General features: G+C 63.1%; 17 protein-coding genes. 6 read left to right on the top strand and 11 right to left on the bottom strand.

All coding sequences use genetic code 11. The annotated features are described in order from the left end of the window. Positions 1-133: 133 nt before the first annotated feature. The 3 genes from AC1RWL_RS28090 to AC1RWL_RS28080 all read left to right on the top strand — a co-directional run bounded on the left by AC1RWL_RS28090 (position 134) and on the right by AC1RWL_RS28080 (position 4,572). Positions 134-1,174, top strand: coding sequence for a polyamine ABC transporter substrate-binding protein (locus tag AC1RWL_RS28090; RefSeq protein ID WP_493096751.1), 1,041 nt, complete (start codon positions 134-136; stop codon positions 1,172-1,174). Then, positions 1,171-3,534 (top strand): putative bifunctional diguanylate cyclase/phosphodiesterase, encoded by a 2,364-nt coding sequence (locus tag AC1RWL_RS28085; RefSeq protein WP_493096750.1) that lies wholly within the window; start codon positions 1,171-1,173, stop codon positions 3,532-3,534. The genes AC1RWL_RS28090 and AC1RWL_RS28085 overlap by 4 nt, the downstream gene beginning before the upstream one ends. Positions 3,535-3,603: 69 nt before the next feature. Beyond that, positions 3,604-4,572: a glycerophosphodiester phosphodiesterase family protein gene (locus AC1RWL_RS28080; protein WP_493096749.1), complete on the top strand. Its 969-nt coding sequence runs from the start codon at positions 3,604-3,606 to the stop codon at positions 4,570-4,572. A gap of 3 nt (positions 4,573-4,575) precedes the next feature. Here the strand turns inward: AC1RWL_RS28080 and era are convergent, their stop codons facing one another. The 8 genes from era to rpoZ form a co-directional block, all read right to left on the bottom strand. Continuing rightward, a complete protein-coding gene (gene era, locus AC1RWL_RS28075) occupies positions 4,576-5,520 on the bottom strand; it encodes a GTPase Era (RefSeq protein ID WP_439630569.1) in 945 nt (314 codons plus the stop codon). Between the two features lie 8 nt (positions 5,521-5,528). Beyond that, positions 5,529-6,248: a ribonuclease III gene (gene rnc, locus AC1RWL_RS28070; RefSeq protein WP_493096748.1), complete on the bottom strand. Its 720-nt coding sequence runs from the start codon at positions 6,246-6,248 to the stop codon at positions 5,529-5,531. After that, complete coding sequence (lepB, locus tag AC1RWL_RS28065) at positions 6,245-6,988, bottom strand: signal peptidase I (protein ID WP_256118775.1); 744 nt, start codon at positions 6,986-6,988, stop codon at positions 6,245-6,247. The genes rnc and lepB overlap by 4 nt, the downstream gene beginning before the upstream one ends. A gap of 252 nt (positions 6,989-7,240) precedes the next feature. After that, a complete protein-coding gene (gene acpS, locus AC1RWL_RS28060) occupies positions 7,241-7,651 on the bottom strand; it encodes a holo-ACP synthase (protein WP_493096747.1) in 411 nt (136 codons plus the stop codon). After that, positions 7,648-8,241, bottom strand: coding sequence for a DUF2062 domain-containing protein (locus tag AC1RWL_RS28055; protein WP_493096746.1), 594 nt, complete (start codon positions 8,239-8,241; stop codon positions 7,648-7,650). The genes acpS and AC1RWL_RS28055 overlap by 4 nt, the downstream gene beginning before the upstream one ends. Before the next feature lie 114 nt (positions 8,242-8,355). After that, a complete protein-coding gene (locus AC1RWL_RS28050) occupies positions 8,356-8,508 on the bottom strand; it encodes a DUF3563 family protein (protein WP_256118772.1) in 153 nt (50 codons plus the stop codon). Between the two features lie 169 nt (positions 8,509-8,677). Then, a complete protein-coding gene (locus AC1RWL_RS28045; protein WP_435265147.1) occupies positions 8,678-10,909 on the bottom strand; it encodes a RelA/SpoT family protein in 2,232 nt (743 codons plus the stop codon). 111 nt (positions 10,910-11,020) lie between these two features. Next, positions 11,021-11,425: a DNA-directed RNA polymerase subunit omega gene (gene rpoZ, locus AC1RWL_RS28040; protein WP_256118770.1), complete on the bottom strand. Its 405-nt coding sequence runs from the start codon at positions 11,423-11,425 to the stop codon at positions 11,021-11,023. A 409-nt stretch (positions 11,426-11,834) separates the two neighbouring features. Here rpoZ and AC1RWL_RS28035 point away from each other — a divergent pair, with 409 nt between their 5' ends. Next, on the top strand, positions 11,835-12,410 hold the full coding sequence (locus AC1RWL_RS28035; protein WP_256118769.1) for a LabA-like NYN domain-containing protein: 576 nt from the start codon (positions 11,835-11,837) through the stop codon (positions 12,408-12,410). 204 nt (positions 12,411-12,614) lie between these two features. Continuing rightward, on the top strand, positions 12,615-13,064 hold the full coding sequence (locus tag AC1RWL_RS28030) for a hypothetical protein (protein WP_493096745.1): 450 nt from the start codon (positions 12,615-12,617) through the stop codon (positions 13,062-13,064). 18 nt (positions 13,065-13,082) lie between these two features. Here the strand turns inward: AC1RWL_RS28030 and smpB are convergent, their stop codons facing one another. From smpB to AC1RWL_RS28015, 3 genes are read right to left on the bottom strand one after another with little or no spacing between them, the layout of a single operon-like run. Then, the gene (smpB, locus tag AC1RWL_RS28025) at positions 13,083-13,592 is read right to left on the bottom strand and encodes an SsrA-binding protein SmpB (protein WP_256118767.1); all 510 of its coding nucleotides are present in this window, start codon (positions 13,590-13,592) and stop codon (positions 13,083-13,085) included. 1 nt (position 13,593) lies between these two features. Next, positions 13,594-14,478 (bottom strand): 4-hydroxy-tetrahydrodipicolinate synthase, encoded by an 885-nt coding sequence (dapA, locus tag AC1RWL_RS28020; RefSeq protein ID WP_493096744.1) that lies wholly within the window; start codon positions 14,476-14,478, stop codon positions 13,594-13,596. Between the two features lie 33 nt (positions 14,479-14,511). Beyond that, positions 14,512-14,667 carry a hypothetical protein gene (locus AC1RWL_RS28015; RefSeq protein ID WP_256118765.1) on the bottom strand — a complete coding sequence of 52 codons (156 nt, stop codon included), beginning with the start codon at positions 14,665-14,667 and terminating at the stop codon, positions 14,512-14,514. A 132-nt stretch (positions 14,668-14,799) separates the two neighbouring features. Here AC1RWL_RS28015 and AC1RWL_RS28010 point away from each other — a divergent pair, with 132 nt between their 5' ends. Next, complete coding sequence (locus AC1RWL_RS28010) at positions 14,800-16,869, top strand: lytic transglycosylase domain-containing protein (RefSeq protein ID WP_493096743.1); 2,070 nt, start codon at positions 14,800-14,802, stop codon at positions 16,867-16,869. Positions 16,870-16,918 lie beyond the last annotated feature (49 nt).

Genomic DNA, 16,918 nt, shown 5'->3' with positions numbered 1-16,918 from the left:
ATATCACGGAAGGCGGCGCGTGGCAGAACTGTGCCAGGGTTGAACGGCCGTCAACATAGGCTTACTGGTTGTAACCCTTCATAAAGTCTTGCCGACTATCCTGCCCGCACGCAACTGCAACGGGGCCATCGGCATGCGCGCAACAGTTCTTGCAGCAGTTTCACTGGCGGCCCTGGCCGCGGCAGGGCCCGCGCATGCGGCGTCGCTCAACCTGCTCATCTGGGAATCCTATATCGACGAGCAGATCCTCGCCGACTGGGCGGCCGAGACAGGCATCGAGGTGCGCCAGACCTTCTACGACAGCGGCGATGCGCGCGACGAAATCCTCGCCGACCCGAACAGCAATGTCGACGTGGTCGTGACCAACGAGAACGGCGCCAAGCTCTATGGCAACCGCGGCGTCATCATGGCGCTCGACGCGGAAAACGTACCGGCGCTGAAGGATTACGCACAAGACTGGTCGAAGCGCTGCGGCGGCTACGGCGTGCCCTATCTCTGGGGCACGATGGGCATTCTCTACCGCTCCGACAAGATCACCACGCCGCCGAGCTCCTGGGCGGACATCATGCGCCCGGCCGAAAGCCTGCGCGGCCATATCGCCATGTATGACGACCACAACGAGGCCTTCGTCGGCCCGCTCGTCCTGCTCGGCAAATCGGTGAACGCCAACGACAACGAGACGCTGAAGGCGGCCTACGAGCTGATGAAGGCCCAGGCGCCCTTCGTGCTGACCTACGACTATGTCATCACCTCGATCCAGAGCGCCGACAAAGGCCCGAACATCCACATGGCGCTCGGCTATAGCGGCGACCAGTACACGCTGAACGACAAGGTCTCCTCGCCCGGCCTCTGGCGCTATGTCGTGCCGAAGGAAGGCACGCTCTCCTGGCTCGACTGCATCTCCGTCAGTGCACGCTCGAACAACAAGGACCTCGCGCTGAAGCTGGTCGACTATATCAGCAACGCCAAGAACGGCGCGCGCAACGCCGTCAAGCTCAACATGCCGACCGCAAGCACGGCCGCACTCGCCCTGCTGCCGGAAGACATGCGATCCAATCCCGAAATCTATGCGGCACCGGAAATCCTGGCGAAGAGCCAGCTTCAGGAGGAACTGACCGTTCAATCGGTCCAGGCCCGCCGCCGCATCATCAGCAGTCTGGCCCAGAATCAGTGACGCTCGGAAAACGCGCCCTCTCCCTCATCTTCCCGGTCGTGCTGGCAGGTTACGTGCTCGCCGGCGCACTGATCTATTACGTGCAGGGTTCGTCGATCCTCGCGCTCGAGCGCGCGCGCCTGTGGCAGCAGATGGGCCTGCTCACCGCCGTCTTCCAGAACGAGGTGACGCAGAACCGCAGCTTCATCTATTCGCTCGTCGAAGGCGGCGCCGTGCGCCTCTTCGTCAACGAGCCGGATGCCGCCTATCGCAACACCGCGCTCGGCGTGCGGCTGCAGCAGAGCATCACCTCGCTTACCGACGACCGCAAGCGCTTCATCTCGGTCGCGATCATCCGTCCGCCGCTGACGGTGGATTATTATTTCGAGGATAGCGACGACCCGTTCGCCGAGATCACGCCGCAGCAGATCGTGCATGCGCAGCAGGTCATCGACAGCCCGCGGCTCTCCTCCTGGTCCTATCTCAACACGGCCGGCCTGGAACCGCTGATCGTGCATTCGGAATTCATCGACCCGCTGACCTTCAACCGCCCGGTCGCCAGCGCCAAGGGCAGCGCGATCCTGGTGCAGACGGCGGTCCGGCCAAAGCTCTTCCTCGACATGAAACGGGCGCTGGAAAAGGAATATGGCGCGACGATCGACATCGGGCAGCACCAGCTTCTGGCGCAGGGCTCGCTTTCGGCGACCGCGACGCTTAGCCCCTCGCTCTTCGCGCGCCTGACGCCGGACCCGTCCTATCTTGAAAACCGGCTCTGGACGCTGAAATCGCTTCTGGCGCTCGGCGCCATCGCGCTCAGCCTCTGCACGATCATCCTCGTGCTCGGCCTGGTGCGCCGCTACATCACCAATCCGATCGCCAGCCTCGACCGCCAGCTCACCGACGTGATGACCGGCAACCGCAGTGCGCTGCCCGAGATGAACGAACCCGGCGAGATCGGCCGCCTTTCGGCAAACGTCAAGCGGCTGCACGACCATTCGATGAAGTCCTTCGATCTCGTGCGCAACGCCTCCTGGACCGACACGCTGACCGGCATTTCCAACCGCGAATATTTCAACATCCGCTCGACGCAGATCCTCGAAGAGGCCGAAGCCGAGGATATCGGCTGCACCCTGCTCTTCATCGACGTGGACAATTTCAAGTTCGTCAACGACAAACACGGCCACAAGATCGGCGATGAGCTTCTGAAGACGCTGGCCGACCGTATCTCCGACATCGTCGAGCGCGTCGTTGGCGAGCGCGGCCTGCCGAACGGCCTGTTCGCCCGGCTTTCCGGCGATGAATTCGCCATCATGCTGCGCTGCCAGCCGGGCAGCGGCACGATCACGGAAATCTCCAACGCCATCCTGGCGCTGTTTGGCGAAGGTTTCGAAGTGCTGGACAAGGCCTATCCGGTCACCGCCAGCATCGGCATCGCGGTTTACCCGGAAGATGCCCGCACGCTGCCAGAACTGGTGGCGCATGCCGACGCGGCGATGTACCAGGCGAAATCGCAAGGCAAGAACGGCTCGGCCCGCTATTCCCGCTCGCTGCACGAAAAGCGCAACCGCCAGCGCCGCATCGAGGAGGAACTGCGCGTCCTTGAACCGGACCGGGAATTCCACCTCGTCTACATGCCGATCGTCGACGGCCACGGCAAGGTGACGGGCTGCGAGGCGCTCCTGCGCTGGACCTCGCCGGTGCTCGGCCGCGTCACGCCGGACGAATTCATCCCGATCGCCGAGACGACCGGCCTGTTCAGCAAGATCGACTGGTGGGTGATCGACCGGGCGATGTCCGAGCACAGCCATATCCGCAAGCTTTTCGGCCCCGAGACGATCCTCTGCATCAACATCTCGTCGGCCGAACTTTACACCAAGTCGATCAGCGACCATTTCTGCGAATGCGCCGACCGCCATGGCATCGATGCACGCATGATCGAGATCGAGCTCACCGAAACCTTCGCGGTGAAGCTGGGTGATCAGTCCCGCCGCAACATCGAGATTCTTCGCGCCCGCGGCTTCCGCATCTCGATCGACGATTTCGGCGCCGGCTATACCTCAGTGCAGCAGATCATCGAATACCCGGCCGAGACCATCAAGCTCGACCGCGAGCTGGTCGAAAGCCTGACGCGTTCCGCCGCACTGCCGACGCTGCGCGCCCTCGTCGCCCTCTGCCATGCGCAGGACATGTCGGTCATCGCCGAGGGCGTCGACACGACGGAGAAGATGGCGCTGCTTGCCGCCGCCGGCTGCGACCTCTACCAGGGCTATCTCATCAGCCGCCCCCTGACGCTGGAAGAGATCGGCATCTGGGCGATGCAGCGGCTCGTCGAAAAGGCCCGCGAGGCCGCACAGACCCCGGAGCGGCGCGCCAGCGCCTGACCATTTTCCGCGACTTGCAGTGCCTGAAGCGAGCCCCTATCCCTGTAACGGGGCCGCTGGAGGAACTTCATGAAAAACACGCCGATCTTCTTGCTGGGCCTCGCGCTTCTCGTCTGGTCCTTCAACAGTTCGCTGATCGCCAGCGCGCCGGACGGCGAGGCGAAGCTTCTGGCCCATCGCGGCGTCCACCAGACCTATGGTCGTGAAGAGCTCGACAACGACACCTGCACGGCGACGCTGATCGACCCGCCGAAACACGACTATCTGGAAAATACGGTTGCCGGCATGAAGGCCGCCTTTGCGGCGGGTGCCGCGGTCGTCGAGATCGACGTGCACCTGACGCCCGACAAGAAATTCGCGGTCTTCCACGACTGGACGCTTAATTGCCGCACGAACGGCCAGGGCGTGACCGAGGAGACCGACAGCGCGGTGCTGAAGACGCTCGACATCGGCTACGGCTATACGGCGGATGGCGGCAAGACCTATCCGTTCCGCGGCAAGGGCGTCGGGCAGATGCCGATGCTGGAGGATATCTTCGCCGCCAATCCGGCAGGCCCGCTGCTGATCAATTTCAAGAGCCGGCGGGCGGAGGAAGGCGAGGCGCTCGCGGCATTGCTCAACGCCAACCCGGCCTGGCGCGAAAAGGTCTTCGGCGTCTATGGCGGGGGCGAGCCGACGGATGCGGCCCTTGCCGCCCTGCCCGGCCTCAAGGGTTACACCCGCACGTCGGCCAAGGATTGCCTGCTGCACTACCTCGCCACCGGCTGGATCGGCTATGTGCCGGAGGCTTGCCGCAACACGCTGGTGCCGGTGCCGAGCAACTATGCCTGGCTGCTCTGGGGTTGGCCGAACCGCTTCATGACCCGCATGCGCGACGCCGGCAGCGACGTCATCCTCGTCGGCCCCTATTCCGGCGGCGGCGGCTCGGCCGGCATCGACACGGCCGAACAGGTGGAAGACCTGCCCGAACAATTTCCCGGCTATATCTGGACGAACCGCATCCTGGAGGTCGGCCCCGCCATCAAGGCGCGGCCGTAACCGTCACGACGTCGGGAAATCGAGGCCCATTTCGCGGAAGCGGGCCGGGTCGTCGCCCCAGTTCTCGCGCACCTTCACGAAGAGGAAGAGGTGCACGGGCTGTTCGAGGATTTCCGACAGTTCCTTGCGGGACGCCATCGAGATCGCCTTGATCGCGTCGCCGTTCTTGCCGAGCGCGATCTTCTTCTGGCTGTCGCGCTCGACATAGATGACCTGCTCGATGCGCACCGAGCCGTCCTTGCGCTCTTCCCAGTTCTCCGTCTCGACATGCGAGGAATAGGGAAGCTCCTGGTGCAGGCGCAGGAAGAGCTTTTCGCGGGTGATCTCGGCTGCGAGCTGGCGCATCGGCAGGTCGGAGATCTGGTCTTCCGGATAGTACCACGGGCCTTCCGGCAGGGCGGCGGCGAGGTAGTCCATGACGTCGTCGCAGCCCGAGCCGGTCAGCGCCGACACCATGAAGGTGCGCTCGAAGGACACGACCTCGTTTACGGCGGCAGTGAGCTTCAGAAGGTCTTCCGGGTTCACCCGGTCGACCTTGTTCAGCACGAGGATTTTCGGCTGGTGGACCTCTTTCAGGCCTTCCAGGATCTTCTCCGCATCGCCCTTCAGCCCCCGTTCGCTGTCGATCAGGAACATGATGAAGTCGGCATCCTTGGCGCCGCCCCAGGCGGTCGTCACCATGGCGCGGTCGAGCCGGCGGCGCGGCTTGAAGATGCCGGGCGTGTCCATGAAGACGATCTGCGCATTGTTGTGGATCGCGATGCCGCGCACGATGGCGCGCGTCGTCTGCACCTTGTGGCTGACGATCGACACCTTGGCGCCGACGAGGCGGTTGACCAGCGTGGACTTGCCGGCATTGGTCGCACCGATCAGGGCGACGAAGCCCGAATGGGTCGGGCCCTCGCCGTTCGTGCTGCTCTCGGCGGGGTTTGTTTGTTCTTCGGTCATATTTTCCGTCAATCCGCGGTTTGGCTCTTCGGCCAGACGCCTTCGCGTTCCAAAATCTTTGTCGCAGCCGCCTGTTCGGCGGCCCGTTTCGAGCGGTCGATGCCGGTTTCCGGCTTCACGCCCTTCACCTCCACCGTCACGGTGAAGCGGGGATCATGATCCGGGCCGGAGCGCTCGTCCACCCAGTAGTGCGGCGTCACGCCGAACCTGGCATGCGCCCATTCCTGCAATTCGGTCTTGGCGTCGCGCCGCGCCCCTTCGGCGCGTTCCGCCCTGCCCTGCCAGTTGCGCAGGATGAACCCCCGCGCCGCTTCAAGCCCGCCATCGAGGTAGATCGCGGCGATCAGCGACTCTACCACATCGGCGCGCACATTCAGCATGGCTTTTCCGGTGAGTTTTTTCACATCCGCCCCGGTGCGGATGAAGCGGTGCAATTCGAGATCGTCGGAGACCGCCGCACAGCTTTCGGCGCTGACCAGCTGGTTCAGGCGCACGGAAAGCTCGCCCTCCTTCGCGTCGCGAAAGGTGCGAAACAGCATCTCGGCGATGCAGAGCCCAAGCACGCGATCGCCCAGGAACTCCAGACGCTCGTAATTGCTGCCCTTGCCCGACTGGGCGCTGGCATGGGTGATCGCGCGGTCGAGACGGTCCTTATCGGTGAAGGCGTAGCCGATCAGGTCTTCGAGAACCTTGCGGTTCGCGTCGTTCAGCGGGATGGCGCCCTTCATTCAACAACCTTGAAGAGGCGGTCCCAGCGCAAATTCGTCGGCCACTTCCAGATTTCGCTGAAGGACGTGTCGTTGCCGAGCGAGAAGAAGATCAGGCTTGCGCGGCCGATCAGGTTCTCCGCCGGAACGAAGCCCACGTCAAAGCGGCTGTCGGCCGAGTTGTCGCGGTTGTCGCCCATCATGAAATAATGGCCTTCCGGCACGATGAATTCGCGCGTGTTGTCACCGACTGTGCCGGGGCGCGTATCCAGGGTGTCGTAGGTCGTGCCCGTGTCGAGCGTCTCGCGGAACACCGGCACGTCCTCGCCGGTATCGTACTGGTCGTCGGCGCGGAAGAAGCCGTCCTGCTCGCGCTTCACCGCCACGCCGTTGATGTAGAGCTCGCTGTCGCGCACCTGGACGCGGTCGCCCGGCAGGCCGACGAGGCGCTTGATATAGTCGATGTCCGGGTTCGGCGGGAAGCGGAAGACGACGATGTCGCCGCGCGCCGGTTCGCTCGCGAAGATGCGGCCGGAGAACAGGTTCGGCGAGAACGGCAGCGAATATTTCGAATAGCCGTAGGAGAACTTGTTGACGAAGAGATAGTCGCCGACGAGCAGCGTCGGCATCATGGAGCCCGACGGGATGGTGAAGGGCTGGAAAAGCACCGTGCGGATCACCACGGCAAGCAGCAGCGCCTGAATGATGACCTTGACGTTTTCCCACAGGCCGCTCTGGGCCTTCTCAGTCTTCTCTGCCACGCCGGATCTGTCCTTATCTGCAAACATGGGGCCCTCTATAGAGGAAAGGTTGCGTGTTGGAAATCGTGTCGGTCAAAAAGACGCGGGGTGCCGGTTATCCGGGCGCGAACTGCTGGCAAAGCCCGCCAACCCCTCCTCCGTCATGGTCGGGCTTGACCCGACCATCCACTGCCGCGGGCGCCGCGTGGATCCTCGGGTCAAGCCCGAGGATGATGTCAGTGGGTGGGGCAAGGTTCGTCAACAAACCACACCCTATCCGGGCGTTCCGGCCGGCAGGGCCTCGATGATGACGAAAGCTTGTGCCAGCGGAAAGTCGTCGGTGATGGTGATGTGGATGTGCGGCTCGTGGCCCTCGGGCATCATCGCATTCAGCCGTTCCAGCGCGCCGCCGGTGAGCTTCATGGTCGGCTTGCCGCCCGGCAGGTTGACCACGCCCATGTCCTTCCAGAACACGCCCTGCGCAAGGCCGGTGCCAAGCGCCTTGGAACAGGCCTCCTTGGCGGCGAAACGCTTGGCATAGGAGGCCGCGCGGTTCTTGCGGCGATCGGATTTCGTCCGCTCGATCTCGGTGAAGCAGCGCTGGGTGAAGCGCTCGCCGAACCGCTCCAGCGACTTCTCCACCCGGCGGATGTCGATGAGGTCGCTGCCGATGCCGATGATCATAGGGATTTTTCTCCGCGGGAAAGGACGGGATGGGCGGATACCAGGCCGGCCCGCTCCAGGAGCCGCGCGTGGCGCCGCGCCTTGAAGGAACGCACGGCAAACCGCGTCGCGCCATAGGCAAGCACTGCCGCCGTGATGCCGAGAATGCCCGCACCAGCCAGCATCGGCTTCAGCACCGGCTGCCACAGCTCGGAAAGCTGGAGATGCTCCAGCCGATGGAAGAGCTCGGCCGCCGTGACCGCTTCGGCGGACTCGATGCCGAGCAGCACCTCGCCGAGGCGGAAGGTCGCAAGCGCGATCAGGGGAATCGTGAGCGGATTGGCGATGGTCGTCGCGAGCGCGGCGGCCAGCAGGTTGCCGGCGAAAAGATAGGCGAGCGCGAGCGCCAGAATGACGTGAAAGCCGAGAAGCGGCGTGAAGGCGGAGAAAGTGCCGGCCGCAACCCCCGCGGCAACCGCGTGCGGCGACGCGGACAGACGCAGGATTCGCTTGGCGAGGTAGCGCGCGGGACGCGTCAACCCCTTGCGCGGCCAGAAGAATTCGCGCAATCGGTCGGGCCAGGTGGCCTTCTTTCGGCGTCTGAACAACATTGCCCAGACATAGCCGATCCGTTAGTGGCATTTCAATGGCGCGCGGATGACACCGCGTAGACGCCAGCGGTCACAGTGGCGCAAGCAGGCTGCGCCACATGATCCGGTCAGATATTAGTAGTTCTTGCGGAAGAGGCCGCGGTCGATCTGACGCTGGCGGTATTCCAGGTCGATCCGGTCGATTGCGCCGTTGAGATAGGCGGTTTCGCGCTCTTCGCTCGAAGGGATGCGCAGGGCGCGGGTAAAGTTCTTGAACTGCTTCAGCATGGTAAACCTCGTATCGGTTGACCTCCCGAGACAGAAGATAGTTTATCGCGCCAAAGTTACCAGCGACACTATTCCATTGCAGCCATGCGAACGGCGCATAACGGCTGGTCAAAACTTGGGCAAACCTGCCTCAATCGAGGCAGGTTGCCACAAATTTGCATAGAAACCGTCATGTAAAGACCCGGCTGATCGTCGAGACGCACTGAAGTTCCTTGAGCTGGCCCATCAGCTGGTTGAGCTGGCGGAGATCCCAGACCTCCAGGTCGATATGTACCTCGGTGAAGTCGGCCGCCACCCGCGTCATCGACATGGAGCGGATGTTGACGTCGCTGGTGGCGATCGTCTGGGTGACTTCGGCCAGCGTGCCCGGCTCGTTCAGCGCGTTGATCATGATGCGCGCCATGAAGCGGGTGTTGTTGGCCTCGTCGAGGTCCCAGCGCACGTCGATCCAGCGCTCCGGCTCGTCGTCGAACTTTTGCAGCGCCGGCGACTGGATCGGGTAAATGGTGATTCCCTTGTCCTTTTCCATGATGCCGACGATTCGATCGCCCGGCACGGCGCCGCCTGCGGAGAAATGCACCTCGGCATTGCCGGAAAGGCCGCGGATCGGCAGCGCCTCGGGGCCGGTCTCGGTCGCAGCCTCCGCCAGCGCCGCCTTGGTCTTGCCGGGCAGCTTGAAAACCATGCCGGCGGCGCTGCGCATGTTGAACCAGCCGTCGCCGGAGCTCGGCTTCACCGTGACGCGCTCGTCCTGGTAATCCGGGAAGACCGCGCGCAGCACGTCGAGCGAGGAAAGTTCGCCGCGCCCGACGGCCGCAATGGCGTCCTCGACGTCCTTGTGGCCGAGCCGGTGCAGCACCGGCTTCAGCCCGTCACGGGAGAAGGATTTGCCGGCGCGGTCGAAGGTGCGCTCCAGAATGCGGTAGCCGAGGCCGGAATATTGCTTGCGCACGGCGGCGCGGGTGGCGCGGCGGATGGCGGCGCGCGCCTTGCCGGTGACGACGATCTCTTCCCAGGCCGGCGGCGGCACCTGGATGCCGGAGCGGATGATTTCCACCTCGTCGCCGTTGTTGAGGCGGGTGACGAGCGGCATGATGCGGCCGTTGATCTTCGCGCCGACGCAGGTGTCGCCGATATTGGTGTGCACCGCATAGGCGAAGTCGATGGGTGTGGCGCCACGCGGCAGCGTGATCAGCTGGCCCTTCGGCGTGAAGGTGAAGACCTGATCCTGGAAGAGTTCGAGCTTGGTGTGCTCGAGGAATTCTTCCGGATTGTCGCCTTCGGCCAGCGATTCGATCGTCCGGCGCAGCATGGCGTAGGCGTTGGAGCGCGGCGAGCGGGTCTTCTCCTCGCCGTTCGTGCTGTCCTTGTCCTTGTAGAGCGAATGGGCGGCGATGCCGTATTCGGCGATCTCGTGCATGCGTTTGGTGCGGATCTGCAGCTCGATGCGCTGGCGCGACGGGCCGACGATGGTCGTGTGGATCGACTGGTAGTCGTTCTGCTTGGGCGTCGAGATATAGTCCTTGAACCGGCCCGGCACGACCCGCCAGCGCGTGTGCACGATGCCGAGGGCGGCGTAACAGCCGGGAATGTCGTCGACGAGGATGCGGAAGGCGTAGACGTCGGAAAGCTGCTCGAAGGACAGCGACTTCGACTGCATCTTGCGGAACACCGAATAGGGCGTCTTCTGCCGGCCCTTGACCAGCGCATCCGAGAGACCATTGGTGACCAGCAACTCGCGCAGTTCGTCCTCGATCTTGCGGATCAGGCCCTCGTTTCGCTGGGAAAGCTCTTCCAATTTGCGCGTGACGGTCTCGAAGGCTTCCGGGTTGATGTGGCGGAAGGAGAGGTTTTCCAACTCCTCGCGCATGTCCTGCATGCCCATGCGGCCGGCGAGCGGCGCATAGATGTCCATCGTCTCTTCGGAAATGCGGGCGCGCTTTTCTGGCGTCATGTGGTCCAGCGTGCGCATATTGTGCAGCCGGTCGGCGAGTTTCACCAAGAGCACGCGCACGTCGTCGGAGATTGCGAGCAGCAGCTTGCGCAGGTTTTCGGCCTGCTTGGCCTTCTTGGAGACGAGGTCGAGCTTCTTGATCTTGGTGAGGCCTTCGACCAGCGCGCCGATATCCTCGCCGAACAGTTCGTCGATTTCCGCGCGTGTCGCGCTCGTATCCTCGATCGTGTCGTGCAGCAGCGCGACCGCGATCGTCGATTCGTCGAGGCGCATGTCGGTCAGGATGGCGGCGACTTCGAGGGGATGCGAAATGTAGGGATCGCCGCTCGCGCGCTTCTGCTGGCCATGTTTCTGCATCGCATAAACATAGGCCTTGTTCAGCAGCGCCTCGTTGGCTTCCGGCTTGTACTTCTGAACCCGTTCGACGAGTTCATATTGACGCATCATTCTCGGTCGGCTCCTTCCCGGTCCAGCGCCGGGCAAAAAAAAGTGCGCCCCGACCTTAAGAGGGGCGCACCGACATTCGCAATATCAACGGCTTCGGTAAAGTGACCGAAATCAGTAGTCGTCGCTCTTTTCCGGCGGCACGAGGCCTTCGATGCCGGCCAGCAGCTCTTCTTCCGACATGCGGTCGAAGGCGATGGTTTCCGGCTGGTCCTCGTCCTCGTCGGCGCTGGCCGTCGTGGTTTCGGTGTCGGCGGCAAGGCTTGCCGGATCGGGCTCGGGCTCGTCCACTTCGACATGCTTCTGCAGCGAGTGAATCAGGTCTTCCTTGAGGTCGTCCGGCGAAAGGCGCTCGTCGGCGATTTCGCGCAGCGCCACGACGGGGTTCTTGTCGTTGTCGCGGTCGATGGTGATGGCGGCGCCCTGCGAAATGAGGCGGGCGCGATGGCTTGCAAGGAGAACCAGCTCGAAGCGGTTGTCTACCTTGTCAATGCAATCTTCAACGGTGACACGGGCCATTGCCTGTCCTTTGTGATCGAGAATTTCAGGGGTTTGCATGCCCGATACAGCCAATGGACGGAAAATTCAAGTTTTTCCTTATCCCGCCCCGTTTTGGCGTGTCGTAAGGCAGCCCATGTAACTTGTGATTGATGCCTCCCCTAACGGTAGGTGAAAAGCCCAAATATCCGACAAATAGGGTAAGGCGCGGGAACTATTTTCCAATTCGCCAAGTCTCGATTTTACTGAAACGATACCGGACGGAAAAATGACAGCCGCAACCTAGATTTGCTTGGAAAGCACGCCGCACTGCCCTAAATGAAGATTATATGAAAAAGAGTTAATTCAACCGGGTAGTGCATCCGGACAGGCCGATACTTGGCCTGGGCTCAATCGTTTACCCCAACGTCTACTTAAAGGATTGCCCAATATGTTCGACCCCCGCGAGAAAATCGCCCTCTTCATCGACGGTGCAAATCTCTATGCGGCGTCCAGAACTCTCGGCTTCGACATCGATTACAGAAAACTTCTGAAGGCCTTCCAGAAACGCGGCTACCTGCTGCGCGCCTATTACTACACGGCGCTGATCGAAGACCAGGAATATTCCTCCATCCGCCCGCTGATCGACTGGCTCGACTATAACGGCTACAAGGTCGTCACCAAGCCCGCCAAGGAATTCACCGACTCGCTCGGCCGCCGCAAGATCAAGGGCAACATGGACATCGAGCTCGCCATCGATGCGATGGAGCAGTCCGAGACGGTGGACCACCTCGTCATCTTCTCCGGCGACGGCGACTTTACCACCCTCGTCGAGGCGTTGCAGCGCCGGGGCCGAAAGGTCTCCGTCGTCTCCACCATGCAGACCCAGCCGCCGATGATCGCCGACGACCTGCGCCGCCAGGCCGACTATTTCATCGACCTCGGATCGCTGAGAGCCGAGATCGGCCGCGACCCCTCCGAGCGCCCGCAGCGCAATGTGGAGCCCGCCGAAAACGTCGTCGAATAGGCTGACGCTCAGGAACGGAACAGAAAACCCCGGCCGCACGCGACCGGGGTTTTCTTTTTGGACCTGCGGAAACCTCGGAAAATCGGGTGTTTCAAGGCTTCGTTAAACATTGAATCAAATAGGTCCACCGGCCATTAAGCTTCCTCAAGACTCCCCTGATATTCCCAATACCGGACAGTCATTTCGCATTGGAACATCGGGGCAATGGTGGACGCAGTATCGCTTTCGGCAAACAGCTATCGGGCAGTCTCGAGCGCGCTCGAGACCCGTCCGGCCGTCACAGCCCTTGCCGCGCTCGCCGCGCCGCAGCCGGTCACCCAGGTTTCGACTCCCTCGGAGACGGCCGAAGACATCGGTGATCTCAGCTTCCTCTATGCGCCGAGCGGCCTGCCGGGCATTTCCGCCCTGCCCGCCTATGCCGTGCCGCCTGCCCAGGCGACGACCGACGAGCGCGTCAGCAACGGCCGCAACCCGACCGCGCGCCTCGCGATCGAAAGCACCGACCTCAACAGCCTGATGTCGTCGTTCCTGACGCCGCGCACGCCAAGCGCCAACCCGGCCGCCTCGCCGGATGTGCCGCCGGAAGTCAACAACGAACAGCTCGCCCGCACGGCGCGCCAGTCCGTCATCGCGCAGCTCTACAGCCAGTTCTAAGGAAGAAAGAAGGGTAGCTCAGCCGCGATCGCGCAGCAGGCGGCCCTTCTGGCGATTCCAGTCGCGTTCCTTCTCCGTCTCGCGCTTGTCGTGCAGCTTCTTGCCCTTGGCGAGCGCGAGTTCGAGTTTCGCCCGGCCGACATCGTTGAAGTAGACCTTCAGCGGCACGAGCGTCATGCCTTCCCGGTTGATCGCGATGCGCAGGCGATTGATCTCGCGCTTCGAGAGCAGAAGCTTGCGGCGCCGGCGGGTCTCGTGGTTGAAGCGGTTCGCCTGGAGATATTCCGGCAGGTAGGAATTGATCAGCCAGATCTCGCCGCCCTCGTCCGACGCATAAGATTCCGCGATATTCGCCTTGCCTTCGCGCAGCGACTTGACCTCCGTGCCGGTCAGCACGATGCCGGCCTCGTAGGTATCGATGATCTCGTAGTTGAAGCGGGCCTTGCGGTTCTCCGCCACGATCTTCTTGATCGTCGATGGCTTCCTGGGTGTCGTTTTCGGCGTTACTGGACGGGGTTTTGTTATCATATCAATTCAAAAGGCCGGCATGGCGAAGCGCTGCGTCGATCGCTGCCTCCGTCGCCGGCTCCAGGGTCGGGATGAGCGGCGAGCGCACGAAGCGGCTCAGGCCGCGGGTGCGGTTCAGCGCATATTTCGCGCCGCAAAGCCCCGGCTCGATGAAGATCGCCTTGTGCAGCGGCATCAACTTGTCCTGGTATTCCAGCGCCGCGGCATAATCGCCGGCGAGCGTCGCCTCCTGGAATTCGGCACAGAGCCGCGGCGCGACATTGGCCGTCACCGAGATGCAGCCGACGCCGCCATGGGCGTTGAAGCCGAGCGCCGTGGCGTCTTCGCCGGAAAGCTGGACGAATGCCTTGCCGCAGGTGATGCGCTGTTCGGAAACGCGCTCGATCTTGCCCGTCGCATCCTTGACGCCGACGATCGACGGATGCGCCTTATGCAGTGCACCCATCGTCTCCGGCGACATGTCGACCACCGAGCGGCCCGGAATGTTGTAGATGATGATCGGCAGCTTCACGCTTTGGGCGATCGCCGCATAATGGGCGAAAAGGCCCTTCTGCGTCGGCTTGTTGTAATAGGGCGTGACCACGAGGACGGCATCCGCGCCCGCCTTTTCGGCGTGCTGGGCGAGGTCGACCGCTTCCTTGGTGTTGTTCGAGCCGGCACCGGCGATGACAGGCACGCGGCCAGCAGCCACCTTGATGCAGAGTTCCACCACCCGTTTGTGCTCGTCATGCGACAGCGTCGGCGATTCGCCGGTGGTGCCGACCGGCACGAGGCCGTGGCTGCCTTCGCTGATCTGCCATTCGACATGCGCGGCAAAGGCGTCTTCGTCGACGGCGCCGGCATCGGTGAACGGGGTGACGAGAGCGGGAATGGATCCCTTGAACATCGAGAACTCCTGAGACCAGAGCCGCCCGGAGGCTTACATGCTTTGGCCGTATTCCGTGGTTAAAAACTGCCGCACAATAATCATGTGACAGTCATGCGGCAAGCGGCGCGAGGGGCGTTTTTCATGCATGATCAAGGCGAAAGGATGCGCAACGAAGAATATTCGTGCCGCGTGATCCGTCGCCTGCATGTAGCCGCCTTCACGGCTTAGTGAGCGCGGCCGGTAAGGCTTCGTTAAGACAACAAAGGGTTAATGATTGTCAAAGATCAGGCGGGAAGAGACGCTTCTGATGTGCCGCCTGTCAGGCATCCGGGATGTGACATGATCTCGAGAAACAGTTTTGCCCTTTTTGCCTTGCTTCTTGCCGGAGTGGCATGCCTTGCGCTGCGCTCCTCGCCCGTCGAGGCGGACAACACCACGACCTCTTCGATAAAGCCGCTCGGCTTTGCTGCCGACATGCCGTCGAAGGACATCATCACCAACGCTATTCCGCGCGCCGACAGCGTGCAGGCGGTGAGTGCGGAATTGCGCGAAGGGCTCGACGCGCTTTCCAACCGCGATGCGGCCGCCGCCATCGTTGCGCGCAACCGCCTCGCCTCCGACAGTCTCGACCGGCATATCCTGACCTGGGCCATCGCCGTCTCGGGCCAGCGCGGCGTGCCCTCCTGGGAAATCGCCAACGCCCAGCGCGAGTTAAAGGGCTGGCCGGGGCTGAAGGCGCTGCGCGCCAATTCCGAACGCGCGCTTGCCCGCGAAAACCCGGCGAGCGCCGACGTGCTCGCCGCCTTCGGCACGACGCGGCCGGAAACGCCGGAAGGTGCCCTCGTGCTCTGCCGCGCGCTCGTCGCGACGGGGGATGCGGCACGCGCTGGGGACATCCTACGGTCCTTCTGGCAGAAGGAGCCGCTTTCCAAGGAGCTCGAAAGCAAGGCGCTCGAAGAATTCGGCACGCTGCTGACCGCCAACGACCACAAGATGCGCATGGAAATGCTGCTCTATCGCGACCGCGCCGACCAAGCGCAGCGTTTTGGCGATCTCGGCAAGGCACAGTCGCTCTATCGCGCCTGGGCCGCCGTCATCCGCAAGAACAAGACGGCCGGCACGCTGATCAAGGCCGTCGATGCCGGCTGGCAGAAGGACCCGGCTTATACGTTCCTGCGCATCCGGCACCTGCGCAACCAGGAGGAATATCGCGCGGCGGCGAAACTCTTCGCCGCCATGCCGGAGGACCCGGCGCGTCTCGTCAATCCCGGCGCCTGGTGGAACGAGCAGCGTATCGTCAGCCGCGGCCTTGCCGATCTCGGCGATTACAAGGATGCCTATCGCGTCGCCGCGCGGCATGGGGCGGACGATCCGACGGACATTGTCGAAGCGGAATTCCACGCTGGCTGGTATGCGCTGCGCGATCTCGGCGATGCGAAGACCGCCGCAAGCCATTTCCAGCGCATCCTGCAAGCCTCCGATCGCCCGCTTTCCGTGTCGCGCGCCTGGTACTGGCTGGGCCGGGCGGCGGAAAAGGGCAACCCCGCAGAGGCGAAGGACTATTTTGCCAAGGCTGCGAATTTTCCCGGCACCTTCTATGGCCAGCTTGCCGGCGCAAGGCTCGGCCGCACGGCGCTGAACGTCGCCTATCCGACGCCGACGACGGAAGAGCGCACGCGTTTCCAACAGCGGGAAGCCGTGCAGGCGATCGCTCGCTTGCAGGCGGCCGGCCATGGCTGGCGCGGTGAAAGCCTTTATCGCGCGCTGGCCGGCGAGTTGATGAGCCCGGGCGAACTCGCGCTTCTCGCGGCGCAGGCGGAAAAGGGCAGCAACCACCAGCTTTCCCTGCAGATCGGGAAGATCGCCTTCGGGCGCGGCATTGATGTGGCGGCGCTCGCCTTCCCGATCGGCGTCATTCCGGATGGCGCCAATATTTCAGGCTCCGGAAAGGCGCTCGCCTACGCGATCGCGCGCCAGGAAAGCGCTTTCAACCCGGCCGCCGTCTCGCCCGCCAATGCGCAGGGCTTGCTGCAACTGATGCCGGGCACCGCGCAGGGTGTGGCGAAACGCTATGGGCTTGCCTATTCCAAGGAGCGGCTGACGACGGACGCCGCCTATAACGCGACGCTCGGCGCCCATTATCTCGGCGAGCAGATCAGCGATTTCGGCGGTTCCTACGTGCTCACCTTCATCGCCTACAATGCCGGCCCGCGCCGCGTGCCGCAGTGGATCGCGCGTTATGGCGATCCGCGCGGCAAGCCGATTGACGAGGTCGTCGACTGGATCGAGCGCATCCCCTTCTCCGAGACACGCGGCTATGTGCAGCGGGTCATGGAGAATTATCAAGTCTACAAGACCCGGCTCGGCCAGAAGGCCGATATCGTGCACGACCTGAGCGTCGGCCGGTAAGCGAGCGGCGGGCGGCGTCTTGCCCTCGGCAAGCGGCCCCTCTAGGTTG

The sequence above is a fragment of the Shinella sp. GW821-FHT10F02 genome, from assembly GCF_058809275.1.
The sequence above is the reverse complement of the archived record's forward strand: the minus strand, read 5'-3'. Positions and strand labels throughout refer to the sequence as shown.